Annotated in this window: 26 protein-coding genes and 1 tRNA gene; 6 read left to right on the top strand and 21 right to left on the bottom strand. The window is 62.9% G+C overall.

Features of this window, described 5'->3' with window-relative positions:
* Positions 1–120: 120 nt before the first annotated feature.
* The 9 genes from ACODS5_RS10565 to thrS all read right to left on the bottom strand — a co-directional run bounded on the left by ACODS5_RS10565 (position 121) and on the right by thrS (position 7,599).
* Positions 121–197, bottom strand: a tRNA-Pro gene (locus ACODS5_RS10565).
* 101 nt (positions 198–298) lie between these two features.
* Positions 299–655, bottom strand: coding sequence for a MerR family transcriptional regulator (locus ACODS5_RS10560; RefSeq protein ID WP_023629031.1), 357 nt, complete (start codon positions 653–655; stop codon positions 299–301).
* Positions 636–938 carry an integration host factor subunit alpha gene (ihfA, locus tag ACODS5_RS10555; protein WP_009394049.1) on the bottom strand — a complete coding sequence of 101 codons (303 nt, stop codon included), beginning with the start codon at positions 936–938 and terminating at the stop codon, positions 636–638. Before ihfA ends, ACODS5_RS10560 begins: the two co-directional genes overlap by 20 nt.
* A 4-nt stretch (positions 939–942) precedes the next feature.
* On the bottom strand, positions 943–3,324 hold the full coding sequence (pheT, locus tag ACODS5_RS10550) for a phenylalanine--tRNA ligase subunit beta (protein ID WP_489108611.1): 2,382 nt from the start codon (positions 3,322–3,324) through the stop codon (positions 943–945).
* Positions 3,325–3,355: 31 nt separating this feature from the next.
* Positions 3,356–4,372: a phenylalanine--tRNA ligase subunit alpha gene (pheS, locus tag ACODS5_RS10545; RefSeq protein ID WP_023629191.1), complete on the bottom strand. Its 1,017-nt coding sequence runs from the start codon at positions 4,370–4,372 to the stop codon at positions 3,356–3,358.
* A gap of 111 nt (positions 4,373–4,483) precedes the next feature.
* Positions 4,484–4,840, bottom strand: coding sequence for a 50S ribosomal protein L20 (gene rplT / locus ACODS5_RS10540; RefSeq protein WP_003250671.1), 357 nt, complete (start codon positions 4,838–4,840; stop codon positions 4,484–4,486).
* A gap of 27 nt (positions 4,841–4,867) precedes the next feature.
* On the bottom strand, positions 4,868–5,062 hold the full coding sequence (rpmI, locus tag ACODS5_RS10535; RefSeq protein WP_003250667.1) for a 50S ribosomal protein L35: 195 nt from the start codon (positions 5,060–5,062) through the stop codon (positions 4,868–4,870).
* Positions 5,063–5,125: 63 nt separating this feature from the next.
* The gene (infC, locus tag ACODS5_RS10530) at positions 5,126–5,659 is read right to left on the bottom strand and encodes a translation initiation factor IF-3 (protein ID WP_031314567.1); all 534 of its coding nucleotides are present in this window, start codon (positions 5,657–5,659) and stop codon (positions 5,126–5,128) included.
* Positions 5,660–5,676: 17 nt separating this feature from the next.
* Complete coding sequence (thrS, locus tag ACODS5_RS10525; protein ID WP_489108610.1) at positions 5,677–7,599, bottom strand: threonine--tRNA ligase; 1,923 nt, start codon at positions 7,597–7,599, stop codon at positions 5,677–5,679.
* Between the two features lie 336 nt (positions 7,600–7,935).
* Between thrS and ACODS5_RS10520 the strand changes: the two genes are divergently transcribed.
* A complete protein-coding gene (locus ACODS5_RS10520; RefSeq protein WP_318866011.1) occupies positions 7,936–8,238 on the top strand; it encodes a hypothetical protein in 303 nt (100 codons plus the stop codon).
* A 163-nt stretch (positions 8,239–8,401) separates the two neighbouring features.
* Positions 8,402–8,614 (top strand): cold-shock protein, encoded by a 213-nt coding sequence (locus tag ACODS5_RS10515; protein WP_110993890.1) that lies wholly within the window; start codon positions 8,402–8,404, stop codon positions 8,612–8,614.
* Between the two features lie 211 nt (positions 8,615–8,825).
* Here the strand turns inward: ACODS5_RS10515 and ACODS5_RS10510 are convergent, their stop codons facing one another.
* On the bottom strand, positions 8,826–9,146 hold the full coding sequence (locus ACODS5_RS10510; RefSeq protein WP_134693706.1) for an I78 family peptidase inhibitor: 321 nt from the start codon (positions 9,144–9,146) through the stop codon (positions 8,826–8,828).
* Positions 9,147–9,435: 289 nt separating this feature from the next.
* Here ACODS5_RS10510 and ACODS5_RS10505 point away from each other — a divergent pair, with 289 nt between their 5' ends.
* Entirely contained in the window at positions 9,436–9,648 is a 213-nt protein-coding gene (locus ACODS5_RS10505; protein ID WP_134693705.1) for a hypothetical protein, read from the top strand.
* Here the strand turns inward: ACODS5_RS10505 and ACODS5_RS10500 are convergent.
* The 7 genes from ACODS5_RS10500 to ACODS5_RS10470 form a co-directional block, all read right to left on the bottom strand.
* Positions 9,620–10,630 carry a nucleoside hydrolase gene (locus tag ACODS5_RS10500; RefSeq protein WP_489108609.1) on the bottom strand — a complete coding sequence of 337 codons (1,011 nt, stop codon included), beginning with the start codon at positions 10,628–10,630 and terminating at the stop codon, positions 9,620–9,622. The genes ACODS5_RS10505 and ACODS5_RS10500 overlap by 29 nt on opposite strands.
* A gap of 80 nt (positions 10,631–10,710) precedes the next feature.
* Positions 10,711–11,115 (bottom strand): D-ribose pyranase, encoded by a 405-nt coding sequence (rbsD, locus tag ACODS5_RS10495; RefSeq protein WP_489108608.1) that lies wholly within the window; start codon positions 11,113–11,115, stop codon positions 10,711–10,713.
* Complete coding sequence (gene rbsK, locus ACODS5_RS10490; RefSeq protein WP_489108607.1) at positions 11,112–12,020, bottom strand: ribokinase; 909 nt, start codon at positions 12,018–12,020, stop codon at positions 11,112–11,114. The genes rbsD and rbsK overlap by 4 nt, the downstream gene beginning before the upstream one ends.
* Positions 12,021–12,029: 9 nt before the next feature.
* Entirely contained in the window at positions 12,030–13,052 is a 1,023-nt protein-coding gene (locus ACODS5_RS10485) for a LacI family DNA-binding transcriptional regulator (protein WP_134693701.1), read from the bottom strand.
* A 4-nt stretch (positions 13,053–13,056) separates the two neighbouring features.
* Complete coding sequence (locus tag ACODS5_RS10480) at positions 13,057–14,049, bottom strand: ABC transporter permease (RefSeq protein WP_134693700.1); 993 nt, start codon at positions 14,047–14,049, stop codon at positions 13,057–13,059.
* Positions 14,046–15,593, bottom strand: a complete 1,548-nt coding sequence (locus ACODS5_RS10475) for a sugar ABC transporter ATP-binding protein (RefSeq protein ID WP_489108606.1) — start codon at positions 15,591–15,593, stop codon at positions 14,046–14,048. The genes ACODS5_RS10480 and ACODS5_RS10475 overlap by 4 nt, the downstream gene beginning before the upstream one ends.
* 131 nt (positions 15,594–15,724) lie before the next feature.
* Positions 15,725–16,672: a sugar ABC transporter substrate-binding protein gene (locus ACODS5_RS10470; RefSeq protein WP_489108605.1), complete on the bottom strand. Its 948-nt coding sequence runs from the start codon at positions 16,670–16,672 to the stop codon at positions 15,725–15,727.
* Positions 16,673–17,011: 339 nt separating this feature from the next.
* Between ACODS5_RS10470 and ACODS5_RS10465 the strand changes: the two genes are divergently transcribed.
* The 3 genes from ACODS5_RS10465 to ACODS5_RS10455 all read left to right on the top strand — a co-directional run bounded on the left by ACODS5_RS10465 (position 17,012) and on the right by ACODS5_RS10455 (position 19,270).
* Positions 17,012–18,100 (top strand): asparaginase, encoded by a 1,089-nt coding sequence (locus tag ACODS5_RS10465; RefSeq protein WP_489108604.1) that lies wholly within the window; start codon positions 17,012–17,014, stop codon positions 18,098–18,100.
* Positions 18,101–18,328: 228 nt separating this feature from the next.
* On the top strand, positions 18,329–18,571 hold the full coding sequence (locus ACODS5_RS10460) for a DUF1654 domain-containing protein (RefSeq protein WP_134693697.1): 243 nt from the start codon (positions 18,329–18,331) through the stop codon (positions 18,569–18,571).
* A gap of 6 nt (positions 18,572–18,577) precedes the next feature.
* The gene (locus ACODS5_RS10455) at positions 18,578–19,270 is read left to right on the top strand and encodes an endonuclease (RefSeq protein ID WP_134693696.1); all 693 of its coding nucleotides are present in this window, start codon (positions 18,578–18,580) and stop codon (positions 19,268–19,270) included.
* 6 nt (positions 19,271–19,276) lie between these two features.
* Here ACODS5_RS10455 and ACODS5_RS10450 read toward each other — a convergent pair whose 3' ends face one another.
* The 4 genes from ACODS5_RS10450 to ahpC all read right to left on the bottom strand — a co-directional run bounded on the left by ACODS5_RS10450 (position 19,277) and on the right by ahpC (position 22,828).
* Entirely contained in the window at positions 19,277–19,702 is a 426-nt protein-coding gene (locus ACODS5_RS10450; RefSeq protein ID WP_134693695.1) for a GTP pyrophosphokinase, read from the bottom strand.
* Between the two features lie 131 nt (positions 19,703–19,833).
* Positions 19,834–20,403 carry an SPOR domain-containing protein gene (locus tag ACODS5_RS10445; RefSeq protein WP_134693694.1) on the bottom strand — a complete coding sequence of 190 codons (570 nt, stop codon included), beginning with the start codon at positions 20,401–20,403 and terminating at the stop codon, positions 19,834–19,836.
* A gap of 173 nt (positions 20,404–20,576) precedes the next feature.
* Positions 20,577–22,139, bottom strand: a complete 1,563-nt coding sequence (gene ahpF, locus ACODS5_RS10440) for an alkyl hydroperoxide reductase subunit F (RefSeq protein ID WP_489108603.1) — start codon at positions 22,137–22,139, stop codon at positions 20,577–20,579.
* Positions 22,140–22,264: 125 nt separating this feature from the next.
* A complete protein-coding gene (ahpC, locus tag ACODS5_RS10435) occupies positions 22,265–22,828 on the bottom strand; it encodes an alkyl hydroperoxide reductase subunit C (protein ID WP_134693692.1) in 564 nt (187 codons plus the stop codon).
* Positions 22,829–23,040 lie beyond the last annotated feature (212 nt).

Below are 23,040 nucleotides of genomic sequence, written 5' to 3'. Positions count from 1 at the left end.
TACTACCGAAAAAAAATCTAGCCATAAAACACTAGCGCGGACAGTGATACAGTCTCCAGGAAAAATTTAAGCATGCAAAAAAGCCCAGTCGTTTCCGACTGGGCTTTTTCGTTTCAATAATGGTCGGGACGGAGTGATTCGAACACTCGACCCCTTGCACCCCATGCAAGTGCGCTACCGGGCTGCGCTACGCCCCGACAAGGCGGTTCTCAATGTTGCCGAGAACGAGAAGAAATGTACCCTAACCTTTTGATTAATGGAAGCTTTTTTTCAAAAAAATTCCATTCGTCGGCTCTGATCACTTCTTCAGCACCACCAACACATCCTCCAACTCCGCAATCATCTGCCGAATCAGCTGCTTGTACTGGCTGGACTCATCCTTGACCTCATCACTGGAGAGCCGTAAACGCGCCCCGCCAATGGTAAAGCCCTGGTCATACAGCAAAGCGCGGATCTGGCGGATCATCAGCACATCCTGGCGCTGATAATACCGCCGGTTGCCACGGCGCTTCACCGGGTTGAGCTGCGTGAATTCCTGCTCCCAGTAGCGCAGCACGTGCGGTTTTACCGCACAGAGCTCGCTGACTTCACCGATGGTGAAGTAGCGTTTGCCCGGGATGGGGGGCAGCTCGTCGTTATGGCTTGGTTCCAGCATAGGCCTCTACCCGGGCTTTCAGCTTCTGCCCTGGACGAAAGGTGACGACGCGGCGCGCGGTGATCGGGATCTCTTCCCCTGTTTTAGGGTTGCGGCCCGGCCGCTGGCGTTTGTCGCGAAGGTCGAAGTTGCCGAAACCGGACAACTTGACCTGCTCGTTGTCTTCAAGCGCGTGCCGAATTTCTTCGAAAAACAGCTCGACCAGCTCCTTGGCCTCACGCTTGTTAAGCCCCAGCTCCTCGTACAGCCTTTCGGCCATCTCAGCTTTCGTCAGAGCACCCATGCCGTTATTTCCTTAACGTGGTGTTCAACCTTTGTTCAAGCGAGGTGAGGATGGTTTGCAGGGTTTCATTCACCTCATCGTCGTTAAGAGTGCGCGATGGATGTTGCCAGGTCAAGCCGACCGCCAGGCTTTTTCTATCAGGATCAATGCCTTTACCCTGGTAGACGTCAAACAGCCTGAGGTCTGTGAGCCATTCGCCCGCATTGTCACGAATTACTTCAAGCACCGAGCTAGAAGCTACATCACGTCCTGCGATCAAGGCCAGGTCACGACGGGTTTCCGGGAACTTGGACAGTTCGCTGAACTTCGGCAGGCGGCCTTGGACTACATCGCCGAGCACCAGCTCGAAGACGAACACCGGGCGGTCGAGACCGAGGGTCTTGGCCAGCTCGGGGTGGATGGCGCCGAGGTAGCCGACTTCCTTGCCGTCGCGCTCGATGCGGGCGGTCTGGCCGGGGTGCAGGGCCGGGTGCTTGCCGGCGGCGAAGGTGAAGTCGCTCAGGGCACCGGAGTAACCCAGCAGGGCTTCCACATCGGCTTTGACGTCGAAGAAGTCGATGCTGTCGCGGCCGTTGGCCCAGCCTTCCGGCAGGCGGCTGCCGGTGACGACGCCGGCGATCATCGGTTGCTGCTTGAGGTCACCGAGCTGGCCGACGAAGCGCAGGCCGCTTTCGAACAGGCGCACGCGGTCTTGCTGGCGGTTGAGGTTGTGCTGCATGGCCTTGACCAGGCCCGGCCACAACGAGGCGCGCATGGCGGCCATGTCGTTGGAGATCGGGTTGGCCAGCAGCAGCGGCTCGACGCCTGGGGTGAACAGCTCGAACAGTTTCGGGTCGATGAAGCTGTAGGTGATGGCTTCCTGGTAGCCGCGGGCAACCAGCAGGCGACGCAGGTTCGGCAGCTCGCCACGGGTTTCCGGGCGGGCTTGCGGGGCCAGGCGGGCCTGCGGGTAACGGACCGGCAGGTTGTTGTAGCCGTACAGGCGGGCCAGCTCTTCAATCAGGTCGACTTCCAGGCTGACGTCGAAGCGGTGGCTTGGGACCGTAACGGTCCACTCCCCTGCTCCGTTGGCGCTGGTGTTCAGCTCCAGGGCGTTGAGCAGTTGCTCGACCTGGGCGGCTTGCATTTGCATGCCGAGCATCTGGGTGATGCGTTCGTCGCGCAGGGTGATCGGCGCGATGTTCGGCAGGTGCTGCTCGCTCACGGCTTCGACTACGGGGCCTGCTTCGCCGCCGACGATCTCCAGCACCAAGGCGGTGGCGCGCTCCATGGCTTCACGGGCTAGTTGCGAATCCACGCCGCGCTCGTAGCGGTGCGAAGCGTCGGTGTGCAGGCCGTAGGAACGGGCCTTGCCGGCGACAGAGATCGGCTCGAAGAAAGCGCTCTCGAGGAACAGGTCGCGGGTCTTCTCAGTGTTGACGCCACTGTGCTCGCCACCCATCACGCCGGCAATGGCCAGGGCGCGGGTGTGGTCGGCGATCACCAGGGTGTCGGCGCGCAGGGCAACTTCCTGGCCATCCAGCAGGACGAGCTTCTCGCCCTCCTCGGCCATGCGCACGCGGATGCCGCCGTTGATTTCGGCGAGGTCGAAGGCGTGCATCGGCTGGCCGAGTTCGAGCATCACGTAGTTGGTGATGTCGACGGCGGCGTCGATGCTGCGCACGTCGCTACGGCGCAAGCGCTCGACCATCCACAGCGGGGTCGGCTTGCTCAGGTCGACGTTGCGGATCACGCGGCCCAGGTAGCGCGGGCAGGCGGCCGGGGCGCTGACTTCGACCGGGCGCACTTCGTCGTGCGCGGCCGGTACGGCTGGCACCACCGGGCGGGTGACCGGCACGTCGTACAGGGCGCTGACGTCACGGGCAAGGCCAGCGATGGACAGGCAGTCGCCGCGGTTCGGGGTCAGGCCGATCTCGATGCTGGCGTCGTCCAGGTTCAGGTACTGACGGATGTCCTGGCCAACCGGGGCGTCGGCAGCCAGTTCCAGCAGGCCGTCGTTCTCTTCGCTGATCTGCAGCTCGGCAGCCGAGCAGAGCATGCCGAAGGATTCGACGCCGCGCAGCTTGGCCTTCTTGATCTTGAAGTCGCCCGGCAGTTCGGCGCCGATCATGGCGAACGGGATCTTGATGCCTGGGCGGGCATTCGGGGCGCCGCAGACCACCTGGAAGGTCTCTGCGCCGTTGCTCACCTGGCACACGCGCAGCTTGTCGGCGTCCGGGTGTTGTTCGGTGGTGAGGATCTCGCCCACCACGATGCCGCTGAACTGGCCGGCAGCGGGGGTCACGCTGTCGACTTCGAGGCCGGCCATGGACAGGCGGGCGACCAGTTCGTCACGGGAGACTTGCGGGTTTACCCAACCGCGCAGCCACTGTTCACTGAATTTCATGCTGTTCTCCTGAAAGTTGCGTCGATTGGGCCTAGCGGAATTGAGCCAAGAACCGCAGGTCGTTGTCGAAGAACAGACGCAAATCGTTGACGCCATAGCGCAGCATGGCCAGGCGCTCGGCGCCCATGCCGAAGGCGAAGCCCTGGTACTCTTCCGGGTCGATGCCGGACATGCGCAGCACGTTCGGGTGGACCATGCCGCAGCCCATCACTTCCAGCCAGCCGGTCTGCTTGCACACGCGACAGCCCTTGCCGGAACACATCACGCACTGGATGTCGACTTCGGCGCTCGGCTCGGTGAAGGGGAAGAACGACGGGCGGAAGCGCACGGCCAGTTCTTTCTCGAAGAACACCCGCAGGAACTCTTCGATGGTGCCCTTGAGGTCGGCGAAGTTGATGCCGCGATCGACCAGCAGGCCTTCGACCTGGTGGAACATCGGCGAGTGGGTGATATCCGAGTCGCAACGGTACACACGGCCTGGGCAGACGATGCGGATCGGCGGCTGGGTGCTTTCCATGGTGCGCACCTGGACCGGCGAGGTGTGGGTGCGCAGCAGCATGTTGGCGTTGAAGTAGAAGGTGTCGTGCATCGCCCGGGCCGGGTGGTGGCCGGGGATGTTGAGCGCTTCGAAGTTGTGGTAGTCGTCTTCGACCTCAGGGCCTTCGGCGATGCCGTAGCCGATGTGGGTGAAGAACTGCTCGATGCGCTCGAGAGTACGGGTAATCGGGTGCAGCCCGCCGGTGGTCTGGCCACGGCCTGGCAGGGTCACGTCGATGCATTCGGCGGCCAGGCGAGCGTTGAGCTCGGCCTCTTCAAAGGCGGCCTTGCGTGCGTTGAGCACGTCGGTGACGCGTTCCTTGGCGTCGTTGATCAGCGCGCCGACCTTGGGGCGCTCTTCGGCTGGCAGGTTGCCCAGGGTCTTCATCACCTGGGTCAGCTCGCCTTTCTTGCCGAGATATTGGACCCGGATCTGTTCCAGGGTAGTGATGTCTTCAGCGCGTTCCACGGCCTCGAGGGCTTGGGCGACCAGCGCGTCCAGGTTTTCCATGTACAGACTCCAGATACGAAAATAGGGGAAGAGCTTTTGAAGGCTCTTCCCCTATCCGATGACGTTTTACACCCGACGGCGCAGGCGCCGCCGGATGATTGTCGTGGGTACTTAAGCCAGTACGGCTTTAGCCTTCTCGACAATCGCAGCAAACGCCGCTTTTTCGTTCACTGCCAGATCAGCCAGAACCTTGCGGTCGATTTCGATCGACGCTTTTTTCAGGCCAGCAATCAGACGGCTGTACGACAGACCGTTGGTGCGGGCACCGGCGTTGATACGAGCGATCCACAGTGCGCGGAACTGACGCTTCTTCTGGCGACGGTCGCGGTAGGCGTATTGGCCTGCCTTGATGACCGCTTGCTTGGCAACGCGGAATACGCGCGAGCGTGCACCGTAGTAGCCTTTAGCCAGTTTCAGAATTTTTTTGTGACGCTTACGAGCGATAACGCCGCGCTTAACACGAGCCATGAGTAACTTCCTCTATCTTAACCAGAATTAACGAACGCGCAGCATGCGCTCGACTTTTGCCACGTCAGACGGGTGCAGCAAGCTGGCACCGCGCAGTTGACGCTTACGCTTGGTCGACATTTTGGTCAGGATGTGGCTCTTGAAAGCGTGCTTGTGCTTGAAGCCGGAAGCCGTCTTCAGGAAGCGCTTCGCAGCACCGCTCTTGGTTTTCATTTTTGGCATGTTGGAACTCCGCATTCGAATAAAAATTACACAATAATCATCAGGCCTGCCGTGCCCGGGAGATTACTTCTTCTTTTTGGGGGCGATGACCATCATAAGCTGGCGTCCTTCCATCTTCGGATGCTGCTCAACGGTGCCGTATTCCACGAGGTCAGCTTCGACCCGCTTCAACAGCTCCATGCCCAGCTCCTGGTGGGCCATCTCACGGCCGCGGAATCTCAGAGAGATCTTGGCCTTGTCCCCATCGCTAAGGAAACGTACCAGGTTGCGTAGTTTTACCTGGTAATCCCCTTCTTCCGTCCCTGGACGAAACTTGATTTCTTTGATCTGGATCTGCTTCTGGTTCTTCTTGGCTTCGTTGGCCTGCTTCTTCTTCTCGAAGAGGTGCTTGCCGTAGTCCATCACCTTGCAGACGGGCGGTTGCGCGTCTGCAGAGATTTCCACCAGATCCAGCTTCGCTTCATCAGCGATACGCAGCGCTTCATCAATCGAGACGATGCCAATCTGCTCGCCGTCAGCACCAATTAACCGAACCTCGCGTGCCGAGATATTCTCGTTGATCGGGGCTTTCGGTGCAGTTCGTTTATCGTTTCTCATTTCACGCTTAATAATCTTTACTCCGATTCTTGGCGACCACGCCGGGAAACCGCTTGCGACAGCAGCTCAGTGAACTGCGCGACGGGCATCGAGCCCAGGTCTGCGCCTTCACGGGTGCGCACAGCGACGGTTTGCGTTTCGACTTCGCGATCCCCTATAACCAAAAGGTAAGGGACCCGCAGCAACGTATGCTCGCGGATTTTAAAGCCGATCTTCTCATTTCTCAAGTCCGACTTGGCACGGAATCCGCTACCGTTCAGGGCTTTTTCCACCTCGAGGGCGAAATCGGCCTGTTTGTCGGTGATGTTCATGATCACGGCTTGGGTCGGGGCGAGCCAGGCCGGGAACACGCCAGCGTAATGTTCGATGAGCATGCCGATGAAGCGCTCGAACGAACCGAGGATGGCGCGGTGCAGCATTACCGGGCGCACGCGGCTGTTATCTTCGGCGATGTAGCTGGCATCCAGGCGCTCTGGAAGGTTCGGGTCGTACTGCAGGGTGCCGCACTGCCAGTTACGGCCGAGGCAGTCGCGCAGGGTGAACTCGATCTTCGGACCGTAGAACGCGCCCTCGCCCGGCTGGTATTCCCACTCCAGGCCCGAGTCGTTCAGGGCATCGGCCAGGGCGCCTTCGGCGCGATCCCACAGCTCTTCGGAACCCACGCGCTTGGCCGGACGGGTCGACAGCTTCATGGCGACGTCGGTGAAGCCGAAGTCCTTGTACACATCCAGGGTCAGCTTGATGAAGTCGGCAGCTTCCTTCTTCACCTGCTCCTCGGTGCAGAAGATGTGCGCATCGTCCTGCACGAAGCCACGCACGCGCATGATGCCATGCAGCGCGCCGGACGGCTCGTTGCGGTGGCAGGCGCCGAACTCGGCCAGGCGCAGCGGCAGGTCGCGGTAGGACTTCAGGCCCTGGTTGAACACCTGCACGTGGCACGGGCAGTTCATCGGCTTCACCGCGTAGTCACGGCTTTCCGAGGCGGTGGTGAACATGTTCTCGGCGTAGTTGGTCCAGTGGCCGGAACGCTCCCAGAGAATACGATCGACCACCTGCGGGGTCTTGATCTCCTGGTAGCCGTTCTCGCGCTGCACTTTACGCATGTACTGCTCGAGCACCTGGTACACGGTCCAGCCATTGGCGTGCCAGAACACCATGCCCGGTGCTTCTTCCTGCAGGTGGAACAGGTCGAGCTGCTTGCCGATCTTGCGGTGGTCGCGTTTTTCGGCTTCTTCGATGCGCTGGATGTACGCCGCCAGCTGCTTCTTGTCGGCCCAGGCGGTGCCGTACACACGTTGCAGCTGTTCGTTCTTGGCATCGCCACGCCAGTAGGCGCCGCTGAGCTTGGTCAGCTTGAACGCCTTGAGGAAGCGGGTGTTCGGCACGTGCGGGCCACGGCACATGTCGACGTATTCTTCGTGGTAGTACAGGCCCATGGCCTGTTCATCGGGCATGTCCTCGACCAGGCGCAGCTTGTAGTCTTCGCCACGCTGGGTGAACACGTCGATGACATCGGCGCGCGGGGTCATCTTCTTGACGACGTCGTAGTCCTTCTCGATCAGCTGCTGCATGCGCTTTTCGATGGCGGCGAGGTCCTCGGGGGTGAAAGGACGCTCGTAGGCGATGTCGTAGTAGAAACCTTCATCGATCACCGGGCCGATCACCATCTTGGCGGTCGGGTACAGCTGTTTCACGGCGTGGCCGATCAGGTGGGCGCACGAGTGACGGATGATCTCCAGTCCCTCTTCATCTTTAGGGGTGATGATCTGCAGGGTGGCGTCGTGGTCGATCTTGTCGCAGGCATCGACGAGCTTGCCATCGACCTTGCCGGCCAGGGTGGCCTTGGCCAGGCCCGCGCCAATCGAAGCGGCGACTTCGGCTACGGATACCGGCTGGTCGAACGTGCGTTGACTGCCATCGGGAAGAGTAATAACGGGCATGGCGCCTCCTCTCCTAGTGGTGACCCCTACCAAAGGTCACGTGGGTTGGGATGAGCCAGTACAAGATCCGCCCTGCCTTTCCCGCGGGAAAGCCTGCCTCACAGTGGCAGAGACCTTTCGGCCTGCCAGGGACGAACCAGAGTGACTGGAAGGTATAAAGAGAAATGCGCCCGCACAGGGCGTGGCGCAAGGGAGGCATGCTAGCACGGGGCTAGAGCGGCCGGCAGAAATATTTGGAATTTACGCCTTGGCGGTGAACTCTTGCGGAAAATTTCCTATCAGACTTTCTGAAGCAACCTACTCTTGATGAGACTATTAACCAAGGAGTGTCCGGTTATGCGACTTCAGTCCCTTCTGGCTGCCTGCGCCGCGAGCGCCCTGCTGCTGCCCCTGGCTGCCAACGCAGGCGATTTCCCCGCCGGCAAGGAAGCGTCCTATATGGCGCAGTGCCAACAAGTGGCGAGCGGCCAAGGCGTGGATGCGGCGACAGCCAAGAAGCACTGCGAGTGTGGTGCCCAAGCCATCAAGAAGAATTTCAACGACAAGGAGATCGAGGACCTCGACAGCCAGGACGGCGTAGACGCCAAGCTGATGCAGAAGGCCCAGCAGGTGGTCCAGGCCAGTTGCAAGCCAAAATAGGCCGGTTTTTCCGGCTACCCGTCGCATCTTTTGCCTTGGATCAACATCCTGCGAAGGTAATAGGCGCTAGATGCGAAGAATTAGACTATAGTGTCGTCGGTGCCACTGAAGCTTAGGCGACACTGCACCCCGATAAAAAATCATGTTTCTGGAGATTCACCCCATGTCCAATCGCCAAACCGGCACCGTCAAGTGGTTCAACGATGAAAAAGGCTTCGGCTTCATCACTCCTCAAGGCGGCGGCGACGACCTGTTCGTACACTTCAAGGCCATCGAAACCGACGGCTTCAAGAGCCTGAAAGAAGGCCAGACCGTTTCCTTCGTTGCCGAGCGCGGCCAGAAGGGCATGCAGGCTGCGCAGGTTCGTCCGGAGTAATTTCGGATAGCTGTAAAAAACCCGTCACTTGTGGCGGGTTTTTTTATGGGCTGTCAGAACAATGCAGCCCTTTTGTAGGAGCGGCCTTGCGTCGCGAAAGGGCCGCAAAGCGGCCCCGGCGATCTGTGTTGTGACGACGAACTGGGGGCCGCTGCGCGCCCCTATCGCGACACAAGGCCGCTCCTACAAAGGGGCCAATTCTGGGCTTGGATCAGCCGCAGTTCACACGCGTGACCACACCCTTGTCGTCGACGTTCAGGTTGAGGCGCTCGGAGCGGTATTCCAGGGTGATCACATCATGCGGCGTGAGGATGCGCGCCATTTGCGAACCGCTGGCCTTGCGCGCCTGCTCCAGCAGCGCAGGGCTGGCCGGCTTGCCGATGGTGAAGTCGGCGCCACTGGCTTCGCAGCGGCCGTGGTTGTCGGCCGGGGCGGCGGGGGCGCTGCTGCCACCCGAAGAACCGCCGGTGCTGCAACCTGCCAGGACGGAAGCCACCAGCAGGGTCGCCAGGGAAGCGCGGGTACGGAACATGAATCCTCCTAAATCGATCTGGGAACTGCACTATCGGACAGTTCCACCAACTGTTTGTTGCAAAACCGCACAATTCTGCCTGACCGCGGCGCTAGACGCGAAACGCAATCGTGACTGAATTTTGCACCAAACCTGCGGTTCGGCCCCGCCCGGTGCTTATGCTTAAGTCGCAGGGCCCCTGCGGCAAAGGCATGATTTACTGCAAGAAGCGGAGCGCGAAACAGCCTCCCCTTCGAACGCCAGGACGCGGTATTCGACCTATCCCCAAGGCCCCAGCGAGAACCGCCCCATGAGCAGCCACAGCATCGATGCCGATATCAAGGTCAAGTGGGACGAGGGCCAAAGCGCCTACAGCCCCAGCACCCCCGAAGAGCTGATGCTGATTGCCGTCGACCTGCTGGTGCGCGATCGCGGCGGTGAGGCAGCGCGCAGCTTCATCGAACAGGTGCTCGAGCGCCACGCGCCACTCGAGGCTATTGCAATCGGGCCAGGCGCGCACTGAGCAGGTCGAAGAAGCCCTGGGCATCGCCCTCCTCGATCCAGGTCACGTTGGCCGGCTGTTTGAGCACGCCGTACCAGTCGGCCACGGTCTGGCCGAAGGTCGGGCCTTCGCGGCTGTCGACCAGCATATGCACCTGCTTGCCCTTGAACAGCTCGGGCTTGAGCAGGTAGGCGATCACGCTGGCATCGTGCACCGGGCCGCCAGGCATGCCGTAGCTGTCCATGTCGAACTTGATGTAGGCGTTGAGGATATCCACCACCAGCTTGCTGGCCTTGTTGTTCACTGCCGCCAACTGTTCAAGGCGAGCGTCGCTGGTGAGCACCTTGTGGGTCACGTCCAGCGGCAGGTAGGTGAGCTTGACGCCGCTGCCTAGCACCACTTCGGCGGCATGGGGGTCGGCGTAAAGGTTGAACTCCGCCGCCGGGGTGATGTTGCCGCCGTTGAAGTGCGCGCCGCCCATCACCACCACTTCCTTGATGCCGCTGACGATCTCGGGCTTCTGGATCAGCGCCAGGGCCAGGTTGGTCTGCGGGCCAAGCATGGCGATGGTGATGCTGTGAGGCTCGGCGGCGCTCAGGGTGTCGACCAGGTACTGCACCGCATTGCCTTTGGCCAAGGGTTTCTTCGGCTCGTGCACCTGCACGCCGGTCAGGCCTTCCTCGCCATGCACGTTGGCCGCGTAGATCGGCGTACGCACCAGTGGGCGCCCTGCCCCGGCATACACCGGGATGTCTTCGCGGCCGCCCCACTCACGGGCCAGGCGGGCATTGCGCGAGGTCTTTTCCAGGCGCACGTTGCCAGCGACGGTGGTAATGGCGCGGATCTTCAGCTCTTGCGGCGAGGCCATGGCCAGCAGCAGCGCCACCACATCGTCGGCACCGGGATCAGTGTCAATGATCAGGTCGCGCGGGGCGGCCATGACAGAGGTAGCAGCCAGCGCGGACATGAGCACGGCTCCTTGGAGCAAGATTTTCAGGGACATTCAGCACTCCTTGTTGCTAGGGGATGGATTCAGGGGCGGCCGCTTCGCGGTCTATCAAAGGCGCAGCCCTTGCGTTCGGTCTAGAAGGTAACGCCAGCCACCAGGGCAATATTGCTGTAGGGCCTGTACTCCCCCGTACGCACCACGGCCCGCGCCTGACGGCACAAGGCCTTGAAATCGGCATGGCTCATCACCCCGCGCTGGCCAAGCTCGCCACGGGCATGCAACTGCTCGAGATCCGCCAAGGCCGGTGGCGCGGCCTGGAACACTTCCTCGGCCAGCACATGGTGCTCCACCTGCATCTCGCTGAGCACCGCGCGCAGGACACTGGCGAAGGTCGGAATACCGGGCGTCAGCGCCAGGTCGATCAGTTCCACCCCCGCCGGCACTGGCAACCCGGCATCGCCAATCACCAGGATGTCGCCATGCCCGAGCCCGGCGATGGTACGCGACAGGGCGATATTCAGCAGCGCGGTCTTTTTCATGGTGCCAGCTCCTTGAGGTACGGAATCGACGGCTGCGCGCCGACACGGGTCACCGACAATGCGGCTGCGCGCTGGCCAAAGCCGATCGCCTCATCCTCGGGCAGAGCACATGCCAGACTGGCGGCAAAGCCACCAACGAAGGTATCGCCTGCCGCGGTGGTATCCACCGGCTGCACGCGAGGGGCCGGAAAATGCCGGCTGCCAGCGGCATCGACCAGTAACGCACCCTGGGCGCCGAGGGTGACGATCACCTTGCGCGCGCCCATCTTGCGCAAGCGCTCGGCGGCACGCCGGGCGCTGTCCTGGTCGTTGACCTGCAGGCCGGACAGGGCCTCGGCTTCGCTCTCGTTGGGAATCAGGTAATCGATATGGGCGAACCATTCCGCCGGCAGTGGGCCACTGGCCGGTGCCGGATTGAGGATCACCGTCTTGCCCAGTTCACGGCCACGGGCCAGGGTCCAGGCCACGGTTGCGGCAGGCACCTCCAGCTGGCAGATGATCACCTCGGCCTGCTGCAGCAGGCTGTCGAAACGGCGCACCGACTCAGGCCCAAGCAGGCCATTGCCGCCAGGAATGATCACGATGGCGTTCTGGCTGGCGGCATCCACCACGATCAGCGCCACGCCGCTGGAAACCCCGTTGCACACGCCAACCCCTTGGCAGTCGATGCCCTCCACCTCCAGGGCGCGACGCAACTGCTGGCCATAGGCGTCTTCACCGACATTGCCGATCATCGCCACGCTGGCGCCCAACCGGGCTGCCGCCACCGCCTGGTTGGCGCCCTTGCCGCCAGGGGCGGTGAAGAAGCTTTCGCCGGGCAAGGTCTCGCCGCCACGGGGCAAGCGCTGGGCGCGGGCGACCAGGTCCATGTTGAGGCTGCCGACCACAACCACCTTGGCATTCATGGTTATTCCTTACCGGTAATCGTTGAACAGGTCCGGGCGCGGCCCGGTGGACTCACGCAGGACGATGCGCGGGGCGACGATGCGTTGCTCGGCCTCGCCGCGGCTGGGCGTGCCGATGCGCGACAGCAACAGGCCGGCAGCGTTTTCGCCCAGCTCGCGGATCGACTGGCCGACCGTGGTCAGCGCCGGGTACACGTAGCGACTCAGCTCGATATCGTCGAAGCCAATCACCGACAGCTCGCCGGGTACATCGATATTGCGCTCGGCGGCGGCGCGCAGCACACCGAAGCCGATCATGTCGTTGCCGGCGAAGATCGCCGTGGGCCGTTCGCCATCGAGCAGGCGCGCCGCCGCGGCATGGCCGCCGGGGCTGGTGAAATCGCTGTGCAGCACATGGCCGGCGGCAATGGGCGCACCCGCCTCGGCCATGGCCCGGCGAAACCCGGCCAGGCGCAGCTGGCTGACGCCGGTATCGACCGGGCCGGCGATGGTGGCGATCTCGCGATGGCCAAGCTCCAGCAGATGGCGGGTGGCGAGGTAGGCACCCTGCTCGTGATCGATGCGCACCAGGTCGGCGGCCACGCCATCCAGGGCGCGGTCGACGATGACCATTGGCGTGCGCACGCCGCCGAGGCTGGCAAGCAGGTCCTGGTCCTCGCCCACCGAGGCGACGATCAAGCCGTCGATGCGCTTTTCCAGCAGCACCCGCAGGTAGCTGCGCTGCTTCTGCGGGTTGTCGTCGGAGTTGCACAGGATCACGCAATAACCATTGCGCTCACAGGCGTCCTCGATCCCCCGGGCCAGCTCGGCGAAGTACGGGTTGACGCTGTTGGGCACCAGCAAGCCGATGGTGGCGGTGCTGCGCGCCTTCAGCGAGCGGGCCACGGCGCTGGGCACGTAGTCGAGCTCGGCGATCGCCGCCTCGACTTTCAGCCGCACCGGCTCGCTGACCGGGCGGGTCTTGTTCAATACATGGGACACGGTGGTATAGGAAATACCCGCCAGTGCCGCGACGTCTTTAATGGTAGCCATGGGTTCAGTTCCGCCGGCTCGCGCGCCGGCTGCGGTAAGTGTCGAGCACCACGGCGACGACGATGACCGCCCCGGTGATGATGCGTTTGGTGGGTTCCGAAGCGCCGATCTGCGCAAGGCCAGCGGCCAGCACCGAAATGATCAGCACGCCGAAGAAAGTGCTGATGACCGAACCACGCCCGCCCATCAGGCTGGTGCCGCCGATTACCACGGCGGCGATCACCTGCAACTCGAGGCCGGAACCGGCGTTGGGGTCGGCGGCTTCCAGCCGGGAGATCTGGAACAGCGCGGCCAGCCCGGCGAGCACGCCCATCAGGGCGAATACCAGGATCTTGTACGGACGCGGGTCGATACCGGCCAGGCGCACCGCCTCTTCATTGGTACCGATGCCGATCAGGTAGCGGCCGAACACGCTACGCGTCAGCACCAACTGGGCCAGCACGATCACCAGCAGGGCGATGATGAAGGCAGGGGAAATACCGAAGGCCACCGGGTTGGAGAACCAGGCATAAGCATCGCCGATATAGGCGGTACGCGAGTCGGTGAACTGGTAGGCCAGGCCGCGGGCCATTTCCAGCACACCCAGCGAGACGATGAACGAGGGGATGCGCCAGGCCACGGTGATGCTGCCGGTGAGGCTGCCAGCCAAGGCCGCCACGGCCATGCCCAGCAGCGCCGCGGGCAGCACGCCCCAGCCCCAGCCGAGGATCGCCACGCTGACCGTGGACGCCGCCAGCGCCAGCACCGAGCCTACCGACAGGTCGATGCCGCCGATGATCAACACAAAGGTCATGCCCACCGCCAGCACCATCAGGTCGGGGATCTGGTTGGCCAGGGTGCTGAAGGTGGCATAGGACAGAAAGTGGCTGCTGAGCAGCGAGAACAGCACGATCATCGCCAGCAAGGCGCCAGCCAGGCCCAGGTAGGTACCCAGGCCGAAATAGGTGCCGCTGCGGCGCACGGGCGCGGCACCCGAGATGTTTGTTGTGGTTTTCATGCGTCCATCCTGGGAGCTGCGTCGTGCAGCAGGGCATCACGTTTCTGGTAGCCGGCGAAGGCGGCGGCAAGCAGTTGGTCCTGGGTCCACCCGTCGCGGTCGAAGGTGTCGATCAGACGGCCGGCGCTGAGCACGGCGATGCGGTCGCAGATCAGCATCAGCTCGCGCAGGTCGCTGGACACCACCACCAGGGCCTTGCCCTGGCGCGCCAGCTCGGCGAGCAAGCCATAGATGTCGAACTTGGCGCCGACATCGATACCGCGGGTGGGTTCGTCGAACAGCAGCACCTGGCAGTCGCGCTCCAGCCATCGGCCAATCACCACCTTTTGCTGGTTGCCACCGGACAACTCGCCGACTGCCTGGGCAGGGCTGGCGCTACGGATACGCATGGCGTTGATCTGGCGTTCGGCCAGGGCACGCTCGGCGCCCTGGTCGAGCACCCCGGCTCGGGACACCGCGTCAAGGTTGCCCAGGGCAATGTTGGCGCTGATCGATTGCGACAGCAGCAGGCCTTCGCCCTTGCGATCCTCGGTGATCAGGGCGATGCCGGCCTTGACTGCAGCCTTGGGCGAATCGATGGTTACCTGCCGCTGGCCAAGGGCAATGCTGCCGCTGTCGGCGTGGTCGGCGCCGTAGATCAGGCGCAGCAGCTCGGTACGCCCGGCGCCAATCAGGCCGGAGATGCCGAAGATCTCCCCTGCCCTGACCTCGAACGACACCCCGCGAACCTTGTCACCGCGGCTGAGCTTGTCGACCTTGAGCAAGGGCGCGCCGATCTGTCGCCGGCCCAGGTCGATATGCTCGCCAAGCTCACGGCCGACCATCAGGTTGACCAGTTCGGCGCTGCTGTAGCGCTGGATCGGCTCGACACACACCAGCCTGCCATCACGCAGCACGGCAATGCGCTGGGCCACGCGCTGCAACTCTTCGAGGCGATGGGAGATATACACGATGGCCACGCCGCGCTGGCGCAGGCGCTCGATCTGGGTGAACAGCAGCTCCACCTCGCGGGCGGTGAGCATGGCCGTGGGCTCGTCGAAGATCAGTACGTGGCAGTCACCGATCAGGTTGCGGGCGATCTCGACCATCTGCTGGTGGCCGATGCCCAGCTCGCCCACGGGCGTATCCGGGTCTATGGCGTCCAGGCCAACCTGGGCCATGGCCGCGCTGGCCAGCTGACGCAGGCGCTTTTGGTTGACCCAACCAAAACGGCTGGGCAGGTTGTCGAGAAACAGGTTCTCGGCCACGGTCAGGGTGGGCAGCAGGTTTAGCTCCTGCATCACCATGCGCACGCCAAGGCGCTCGGCCTCGGCGCGGCTGCCGGGGCTGTAGGGCTCGCCGCGATAAAGCATCTGCCCGGTGCTGGGGATCTCCAGGCCGCTGATCAGCTTGGACAGGGTCGACTTGCCCGCGCCGTTCTCGCCGGTCAGGGCCAGCACCTCGCCGCCGCGCAGCTCGAGGGTGATATCGCCGAGCACGGGCTGGGCGTAGGTCTTGCCCAGGCCGCTGACGGCTAGCACGGTTTCATTGGCCGGTACTGACATGGCCATTCTCTCCTAGGTTGGCACAACCCCCTGGCAGGAGCGGACTTGCCCCGCGAAGCAGTCGACGCGGCGCATGGCACCGGCTACGCCGGTGATCGCGGGGCAAGCCCGCCCCTACAGGGATCGCAACATCACTGGGTAATCAGCTCGACCGGGGTCTGGATGACATTGTCGGCATCCACGCCTGGCTGCTCGCCCTTGACCATCTTCAGCGCCGCCTGGATGCCGTACACCGCCTGCTGGCTGGCCGCCTGGTCGAGGGTGGCAAGCACCCGGCCGTCCTTGAGCATCGGCTTGATGGCATTGATGTTGTCGTAACCGACCACCTGCACCTGGCCGGTCTTGCCGGCGGCGCGCACGGCCGAGACCGCGCCCAGGGCCATGCTGTCGTTACCGGCCAGCAACGCCTTGAGCTCTGGGTATTCATTGAGCATCGAGGCAGCCACGGCGTTGCCCTTGTCGATTTCCCAATTACCCGACTGCACCGAGACGATCTTCATTTGCGCCGCTTGCATGGCGTCCTTGAACCCGGCGGTGCGCTGCTGGGCATTGGTGGTGGTCGGCACGCCTTCGATGATGCCGACCTGGTCGCCAGCCTTGAGCTTGTGCTGGGCCAGGTAGTCGCCCACCAGGCGCGCGCCCTTGCGGTTGTCGGGGCCGACGAAGGGCACGCTGATGCCTTTGCTCTTGAGCACGTCGGGGTCGAGGCGGTTGTCGATATTGACCACCGTGATGCCGGCGTCCATGGCTTTCTTCACCACCGGCACCAAGGCCTTGGAGTCGGCCGGGGCTATCACCAGGGCCTTGGCGCCAGTGGCGATCATCTGCTCGACGATACGGATCTGGTTGCCGGTGTCGGTCTCGTCCTTGATGCCGTTGGCGACCAGCTCGAACTCGGCGGCGTGGTCTTTCTGGTAGGCCTTGGCGCCGTCCTCCATGGTGCGGAAGAACTCGTTGGCCAGGGATTTCATCACCAGCGCGACCTTGGGCTTGTCTTCGGCATGGGCGGCCGGCAGGGAGAACAGCAACGAAGAAACGACGGCGAGGGCCAGGGGACGGCCGGAAAACGGCAGCTTCATGGAAATGACTCCGAATCTTGTGGTTTTTATCGGATCGCAAACGTTTGCGGTAGCTCACTATGGAAACAGGCCCCGCTTTTGTCAAATCCATTCGCAGGCCCAGGCCAAGGGCACGCCTGTCGGATTATCCGCAATTTATCCGAAAAACCGAACACCTTTCCTACGCTTGTTCGGGCTGCCGAACGACAGGTTGCGGCGCCTGCACCGGGCCGCCCGCTAACCCCCAGTGTTTCGGGAGTCAAAATGAAATACGACGAACGGTAGTTGCTGGTACGAAATCTGCCTTTGTATTCGCGCGACATCGAGAACATCTCACCCAGGAAGAGAGAAGCAGAAATGATGAAATTCGCCCTGAACACCTTCGCACCGAGCGCCCTGGCGCTGCTGCTGGTGCTGCCGACCGCCGTTTCCGCCAAGGAAGCCGCGCAACAACAGAAGCTCGCCAACGTGGTGATCCTGGCCACCGGCGGCACCATCGCCGGCGCCGGCGCCACCGCCGCCAACAGCGCCACCTACCAGGCCGCCAAGCTGGGCATCGACAAGCTGATCGCCGGCGTGCCGGAGCTGCAGGATTTGGCCAACGTGCGCGGCGAGCAGGTGATGCAGATCGCCTCCGAGAGCATCGGCAACGACGACCTGCTGAAACTGGGCAAGCGCGTCGCCGAGCTGGCCGACAGCAAGGATGTCGACGGCATCGTCATCACCCACGGCACCGATACCCTGGAAGAGACCGCCTACTTCCTCAACCTGGTGGAAAAAACCGACAAGCCGATCATCGTGGTCGGTTCGATGCGTCCGGGCACCGCCATGTCCGCCGACGGCATGCTCAACCTGTACAACGCCGTGGCCGTGGCCAGCAGCAAGGACGCTCGCGGCAAGGGCGTGCTGGTGACCATGAACGACGAGATCCAGTCGGGTCGCGACGTCAGCAAGTCGGTCAACATCAAGACCGAAGCCTTCAAGAGCCAGTGGGGCCCGCTGGGCATGGTGGTGGAAGGCAAGTCGTACTTCTTCCGCCTGCCGGCCAAGCGCCACACCGTCAACTCCGAGTTCGACATCAAGCAAATCAGCAAACTGCCGGCCGTGGACATCGCCTACGGCTACGGCAACGTGACCGACACCGCCTACAAGGCCCTGGCCCAGGCTGGCGCCAAGGCGATCATCCATGCCGGTACCGGCAACGGTTCGGTGTCGTCGCGGGTGGTCCCTGCCCTGCAGGAGCTGCGCAAGAACGGCGTGCAGATCATTCGCTCGTCCCACGTCAACCAGGGTGGCTTCGTGCTGCGCAACGCCGAACAGCCTGACGACAAGAACGACTGGGTCGTGGCCCACGACCTGAACCCGCAGAAAGCGCGAATCCTGGCCATGGTCGCAATGACCAAGACCCAGGACAGCAAGGAGCTGCAGCGGATCTTCTGGGAATACTGATCCGCGCTTGAGCTCAACCGGGCCGATGGTGGTTCCGGTTGATTCGCCGGCAAGCCGACTCCTACAGGTAGGGCACAATCCACTGTAGGAGCCGGCTTGCCGGCGAATACTGCTTGCACGGAACCAATCCTGCTACCACGGTCTTATACGGCTTTCGCCCTACCCGCTGTTGCGAAACGGCTTACAGTGAAATACTGTATGCACATACAGCAAAAAAGGAAAAGCCCCGTGGCCAAACCCGCCTCCGCGTCGCCAAGCAGTTATGAACAACTGGGTCAGCGCATCCAGAAGATCATCAACAGCCCCACCGCCCAGCGCAGCCGCGCCGCCTTGATCTTCCGCCTCGAGCACGAGTCGCCCGACGACTGGGCCACCCTGCTCGAGGAAATCGCCGAGAACGACAACGTCACCCTCGCCCACCGTGACGACGGTGGCGTGCAGATTTTCTGGACCGTGCCCAAGGAAGACTGACCCCGCATGAGAGTTTCGCTTTTCGCTGTCGCCTGCCTGCTGTTGACCACCCCGCTCGCCCACGCCGACGCTCCGCGCACCTTCCAGGAGGCCAAGAAGGTCGCCTGGAAGCTGTACGCGCCGCAGTCCACCGAGTTCTATTGCGGTTGCAAGTACAAAGGCAACAAAGTCGACCTGGCCTCATGTGGCTACGCGCCGCGCAAGAACCTCAACCGCGCCTCGCGCATCGAGTGGGAACACATCGTCCCGGCCTGGCAGATCGGCCACCAGCGCCAGTGCTGGCAAAGCGGCGGGCGCAAGAATTGTTCGCGCAACGACAAGGTCTACCAGCGCGCCGAAGCCGACCTGCACAACCTGGTGCCAAGCATCGGCGAGGTCAACGGCGATCGCAGCAACTACAGCTTCGGCTGGCTGCCCGAGCAACATGGCCAGTACGGCAGTTGCCTGACCCAGGTCGACTTCAAGGCCAAGAAGGTCATGCCGCGGCCATCGATCCGCGGCATGATCGCACGCACCTACTTCTACATGAGCAAACAGTACGACCTGCGCCTGTCCAAGCAGGACCGGCAACTGTTCGAGGCCTGGAACAAGACCTACCCGCCGCAGGCCTGGGAGCTGCAACGCAACCAGCAGGTGGCATGCGTGATGGGGCATGGCAACGCGTTCGTCGGGCCGGTCAACCTCAAGGCCTGTGGCTGATGCCGCTCAGGCCAGCGCCTGCAGGTAGGCGCTGGCTTGCTGGTAGCGGCTCAGCCGGGCCAAGTCCGCGGGGCCGGGATGGGCAATACGCGACAAGTCGCTGTTGTCGGCCAGGTCGGCCAACTTGACCTGGCGTGCCAAGGGGTCGACGCCCAGGCGGATGACGAAGGCCTCGTAGCTCTCCCCCTCACGGCGGCTCAGGGCCAGCAGCGCGGCGAGGATCTTCAACGGGAAGCCTTCTCGGGCCAGGTCCGAGAGGGTGAACGGGGTGTCTTCCAGCACGTCGTGCAGCACCGCGACGATGCGTTGCTCGGGGGTGACCACCCGTTCCATCACCCGCAACGGGTGGAGGATGTAGGCCGCCCCGCCTTTGTCGTACTGCCCTTCATGTGCCTTGATGGCCACCGCAATGGCCCGTTCCAGCGTTGCCATGAGGTGCTCCCCCGCTCGCCCCTACCCTTGTCAGCATAGCTGTGACAGCAGGGCCGGGCCACGTGTTCCAGCGCATGCGCCAGCAAGGCTGGCGCCTACGGGGCAAGGCGGGTCGCACAGCGTGTGGGGGCTCAGCGCTTGGCGCCGTGCTGGATGACGATCGAATCGGTGCCCAGCTTGCCCATCACCTCGGCCTTGCGCGCCTCGGCCTCGACCTTGCTCGGGAACGGCCCCATCAACACCACCGGCTTGCCCTCGCGATACTCCACCGACGACGGGATACCCTTCTCGATCAGCCGCGCGGTCATGTCGGTCAGCGCGCCCATGTTCGGGCCCTGAATCACTTCCACATCCCAGCCTTGCGGCGCTGGCTGCTCAGCCAGCTCATCGGCTCGGCGCTGCAGGTCGGCACCGCCGCAGACTTCACGAATGCGCAGGTTGTTGCCGGTCTGGTCGATGAGGATCTCGTACTGGCCGTCGTGCTTGATCGCCACGTAACTGCGATAAGGCTCGTACTGGCCGCTGTCGTCCTTGCCGCGCACCTGGCCGCAGATGGAACCCTGGGTGTCGAAGCGCACGTTGGCGAACTTGGCCGTCTTGGGGTTGTGCAGATGTTCGGCCACCTGCTTGTGCACACCTTCGACCTCGTTGTCACAGCCCGCCAGGGCTAGCACCGCCATTACCACCGCCAGTTTGCGCACGCGTCTACCTCCAGATTCGAAGGGGCGGATTCTAGCATGAGCGCGGGGGCAGGCCGCAGGGGTAAGGCGATAGTGGAAGGTTGCAGGGTATGTCGTGGGAAACTGCCGGAGCAGCCATACGAAAACGCCGCCAGCCCAAAGGCATGACGGCGCTTTCACCTACGGCGTTCGACTCACGCCGGCGCCGAGCTGCGGATCAGGTGGTCGAAGGCGGCCAACGAGGCCTTGGCGCCCTCGCCCACGGCGATCACGATCTGCTTGTACGGCACCGTGGTCACGTCACCGGCGGCAAAAACCCCGGGAATGCTGGTGGCACCCTTGGCATCGACGATGATCTCGCCACGCGGCGACAGTTCAACGGTGCCTTTGAGCCAGTCGGTGTTCGGCAGCAGGCCGATCTGCACGAAGATGCCTTCCAGCGCCAGGTCATGAACCTGCTCGGTGCTGCGGTCCTTGTAGCGCAGGCCGGTCACTTTCTCGCCGTTGCCCACCACCTCGGTGGTCAACGCACTGGTGATCACCTTCACGTTCGCCAAGCTGTGCAACTTGCGCTGCAGCACGGCATCGGCGCGCAACTGGCTGTCGAACTCGATCAGGGTGACCTGGGCGACGATGCCCGCCAGGTCGATGGCTGCCTCCACGCCCGAGTTGCCGCCACCGATCACTGCCACGCGCTTGCCCTTGAACAGCGGGCCGTCGCAGTGCGGGCAGTAGGCAACGCCACGGGCCCGGTACTCCTGCTCGCCCGGCACGTTCATTTCGCGCCAGCGGGCACCGGTGGCGAGGATCACGGTCTTGGCCTTGAGCGAGGCGCCGCCGGCCAAGCGCACTTCGTGCAAGCCGCCATCGGTGGCCGGGATCAGCGCCTCGCCGCGCTGCAGGTTCATGATGTCGACGTCGTACTGCTTGACGTGTTCTTCCAGCGCGGTGGCCAGCTTGGGCCCCTCGGTTTCCTGTACCGAGATGAAGTTCTCGATGGCCAGGGTATCGAGCACCTGGCCGCCGAAACGCTCGGCGGCAACACCGGTGCGGATACCTTTGCGCGCGGCATAGATGGCCGCCGCGGCGCCGGCGGGACCACCGCCGACCACCAGCACGTCGAAAGCGTCCTTGGCGTTGATCTTCTCGGCTTGGCGGGCACCGGCATTGGTGTCGAGCTTGCCGAGGATCTCTTCCAGGCCCATGCGGCCCTGGCCGAACAATTCGCCGTTCAGGTAGATGCTTGGCACCGCCATGATCTTGCGGGCGTCGACTTCGTCCTGGAACAGCGCGCCGTCGATGGCCACATGGCGCACGTTGGGGTTGAGCACCGCCATCAGGTTCAGCGCCTGGACCACGTCCGGGCAGTTCTGGCACGACAGCGAGAAGTAGGTCTCGAAGGTGAACTCACCGTCCAAGGCCTGGATCTGCTCGATCACTTCGGCGCTGGCCTTGGACGGGTGACCGCCGACCTGCAGCAGCGCCAGCACCAGGGAAGTGAATTCATGACCCATGGGGATGCCGGCGAAGCGCAAGCTTATACCGGCACCCGGGCGGTTCAGCGAGAACGAAGGACGACGGGCGTCGCTGCCATCCGCGCTGAAGGTAATGAGGTTCGACAGGCCGGCGATTTCCACCAGCAGGTCGTGCAATTCGCGGGACTTCGCGCCGTCGTCGAGGGAGGCAACGATCTCGATCGGCTGGGTGACCCGCTCCAGGTAGGTTTTCAGTTGCGATTTAAGCGTGGCGTCCAACATACGGGCGATTCCTTTTTCAAAACTCGGATACAAAAACGCCCAGGCGTGGTCGCCCGGGCGCTTTTACGGGGCGGTAACTGCTTCAGCTTTGGCGGCTGTCTACCGCCCGCGGGGTGCGCATCGGCTTAGATCTTGCCGACCAGATCGAGCGACGGGGCGAGCGTAGCTTCGCCTTCTTTCCACTTGGCCGGGCACACTTCACCTGGGTGAGCGGCAACGTACTGGGCAGCCTTGACCTTGCGCAGCAGCTCGGTGGCGTCACGGCCAACACCGCCATCGTTCAGTTCGACGATCTTGATCTGGCCTTGCGGGTTGATCACGAAGGTACCGCGATCGGCCAGGCCGGCTTCTTCGATCAGCACGTCGAAGTTGCGCGAGATGATGTGGGTCGGGTCACCGATCAGCGGGTACTGGATCTTGCCGATGGTGTCCGAGGTGTCGTGCCAGGCTTTGTGGGTGAAGTGGGTGTCGGTGGACACGCCGTAGATCTCGACGCCCAGCTTCTGGAATTCGGCATAGTTGTCGGCCAGGTCGCCCAGCTCGGTCGGGCAGACGAAAGTGAAGTCGGCCGGGTAGAAGAACACGACGGACCACTTGCCTTTCAGGTCGGCTTCGCTGACCTGGACGAACTCGCCCTTGTGGTAGGCGGTGGCGTTGAACGGTTTGACCTGGCTGTTGATGATTGGCATGAGAGACGCTCCTTCATGGGGTTGGAATCAGTTGATGGAGTGAATCCTACCGACTGCTCCGGCCAAAGGCTCATTGGCAAAGCTCATGCTGCTGATTGGTTTTGGCTATAAGACGGGATTATTAATAGAAGGGATTGGGCTGAGCAAAGGATTGCGCAGGCGGACCCAAGCGTTTTAGGAGCGGCCTTGTGTCGCGAGAGGGCTGCGAGCAG

The sequence above is a fragment of the Pseudomonas sp. FG47 genome, from assembly GCF_057809115.1.
This window is presented reverse-complemented; position numbering and strand designations above follow the sequence as displayed.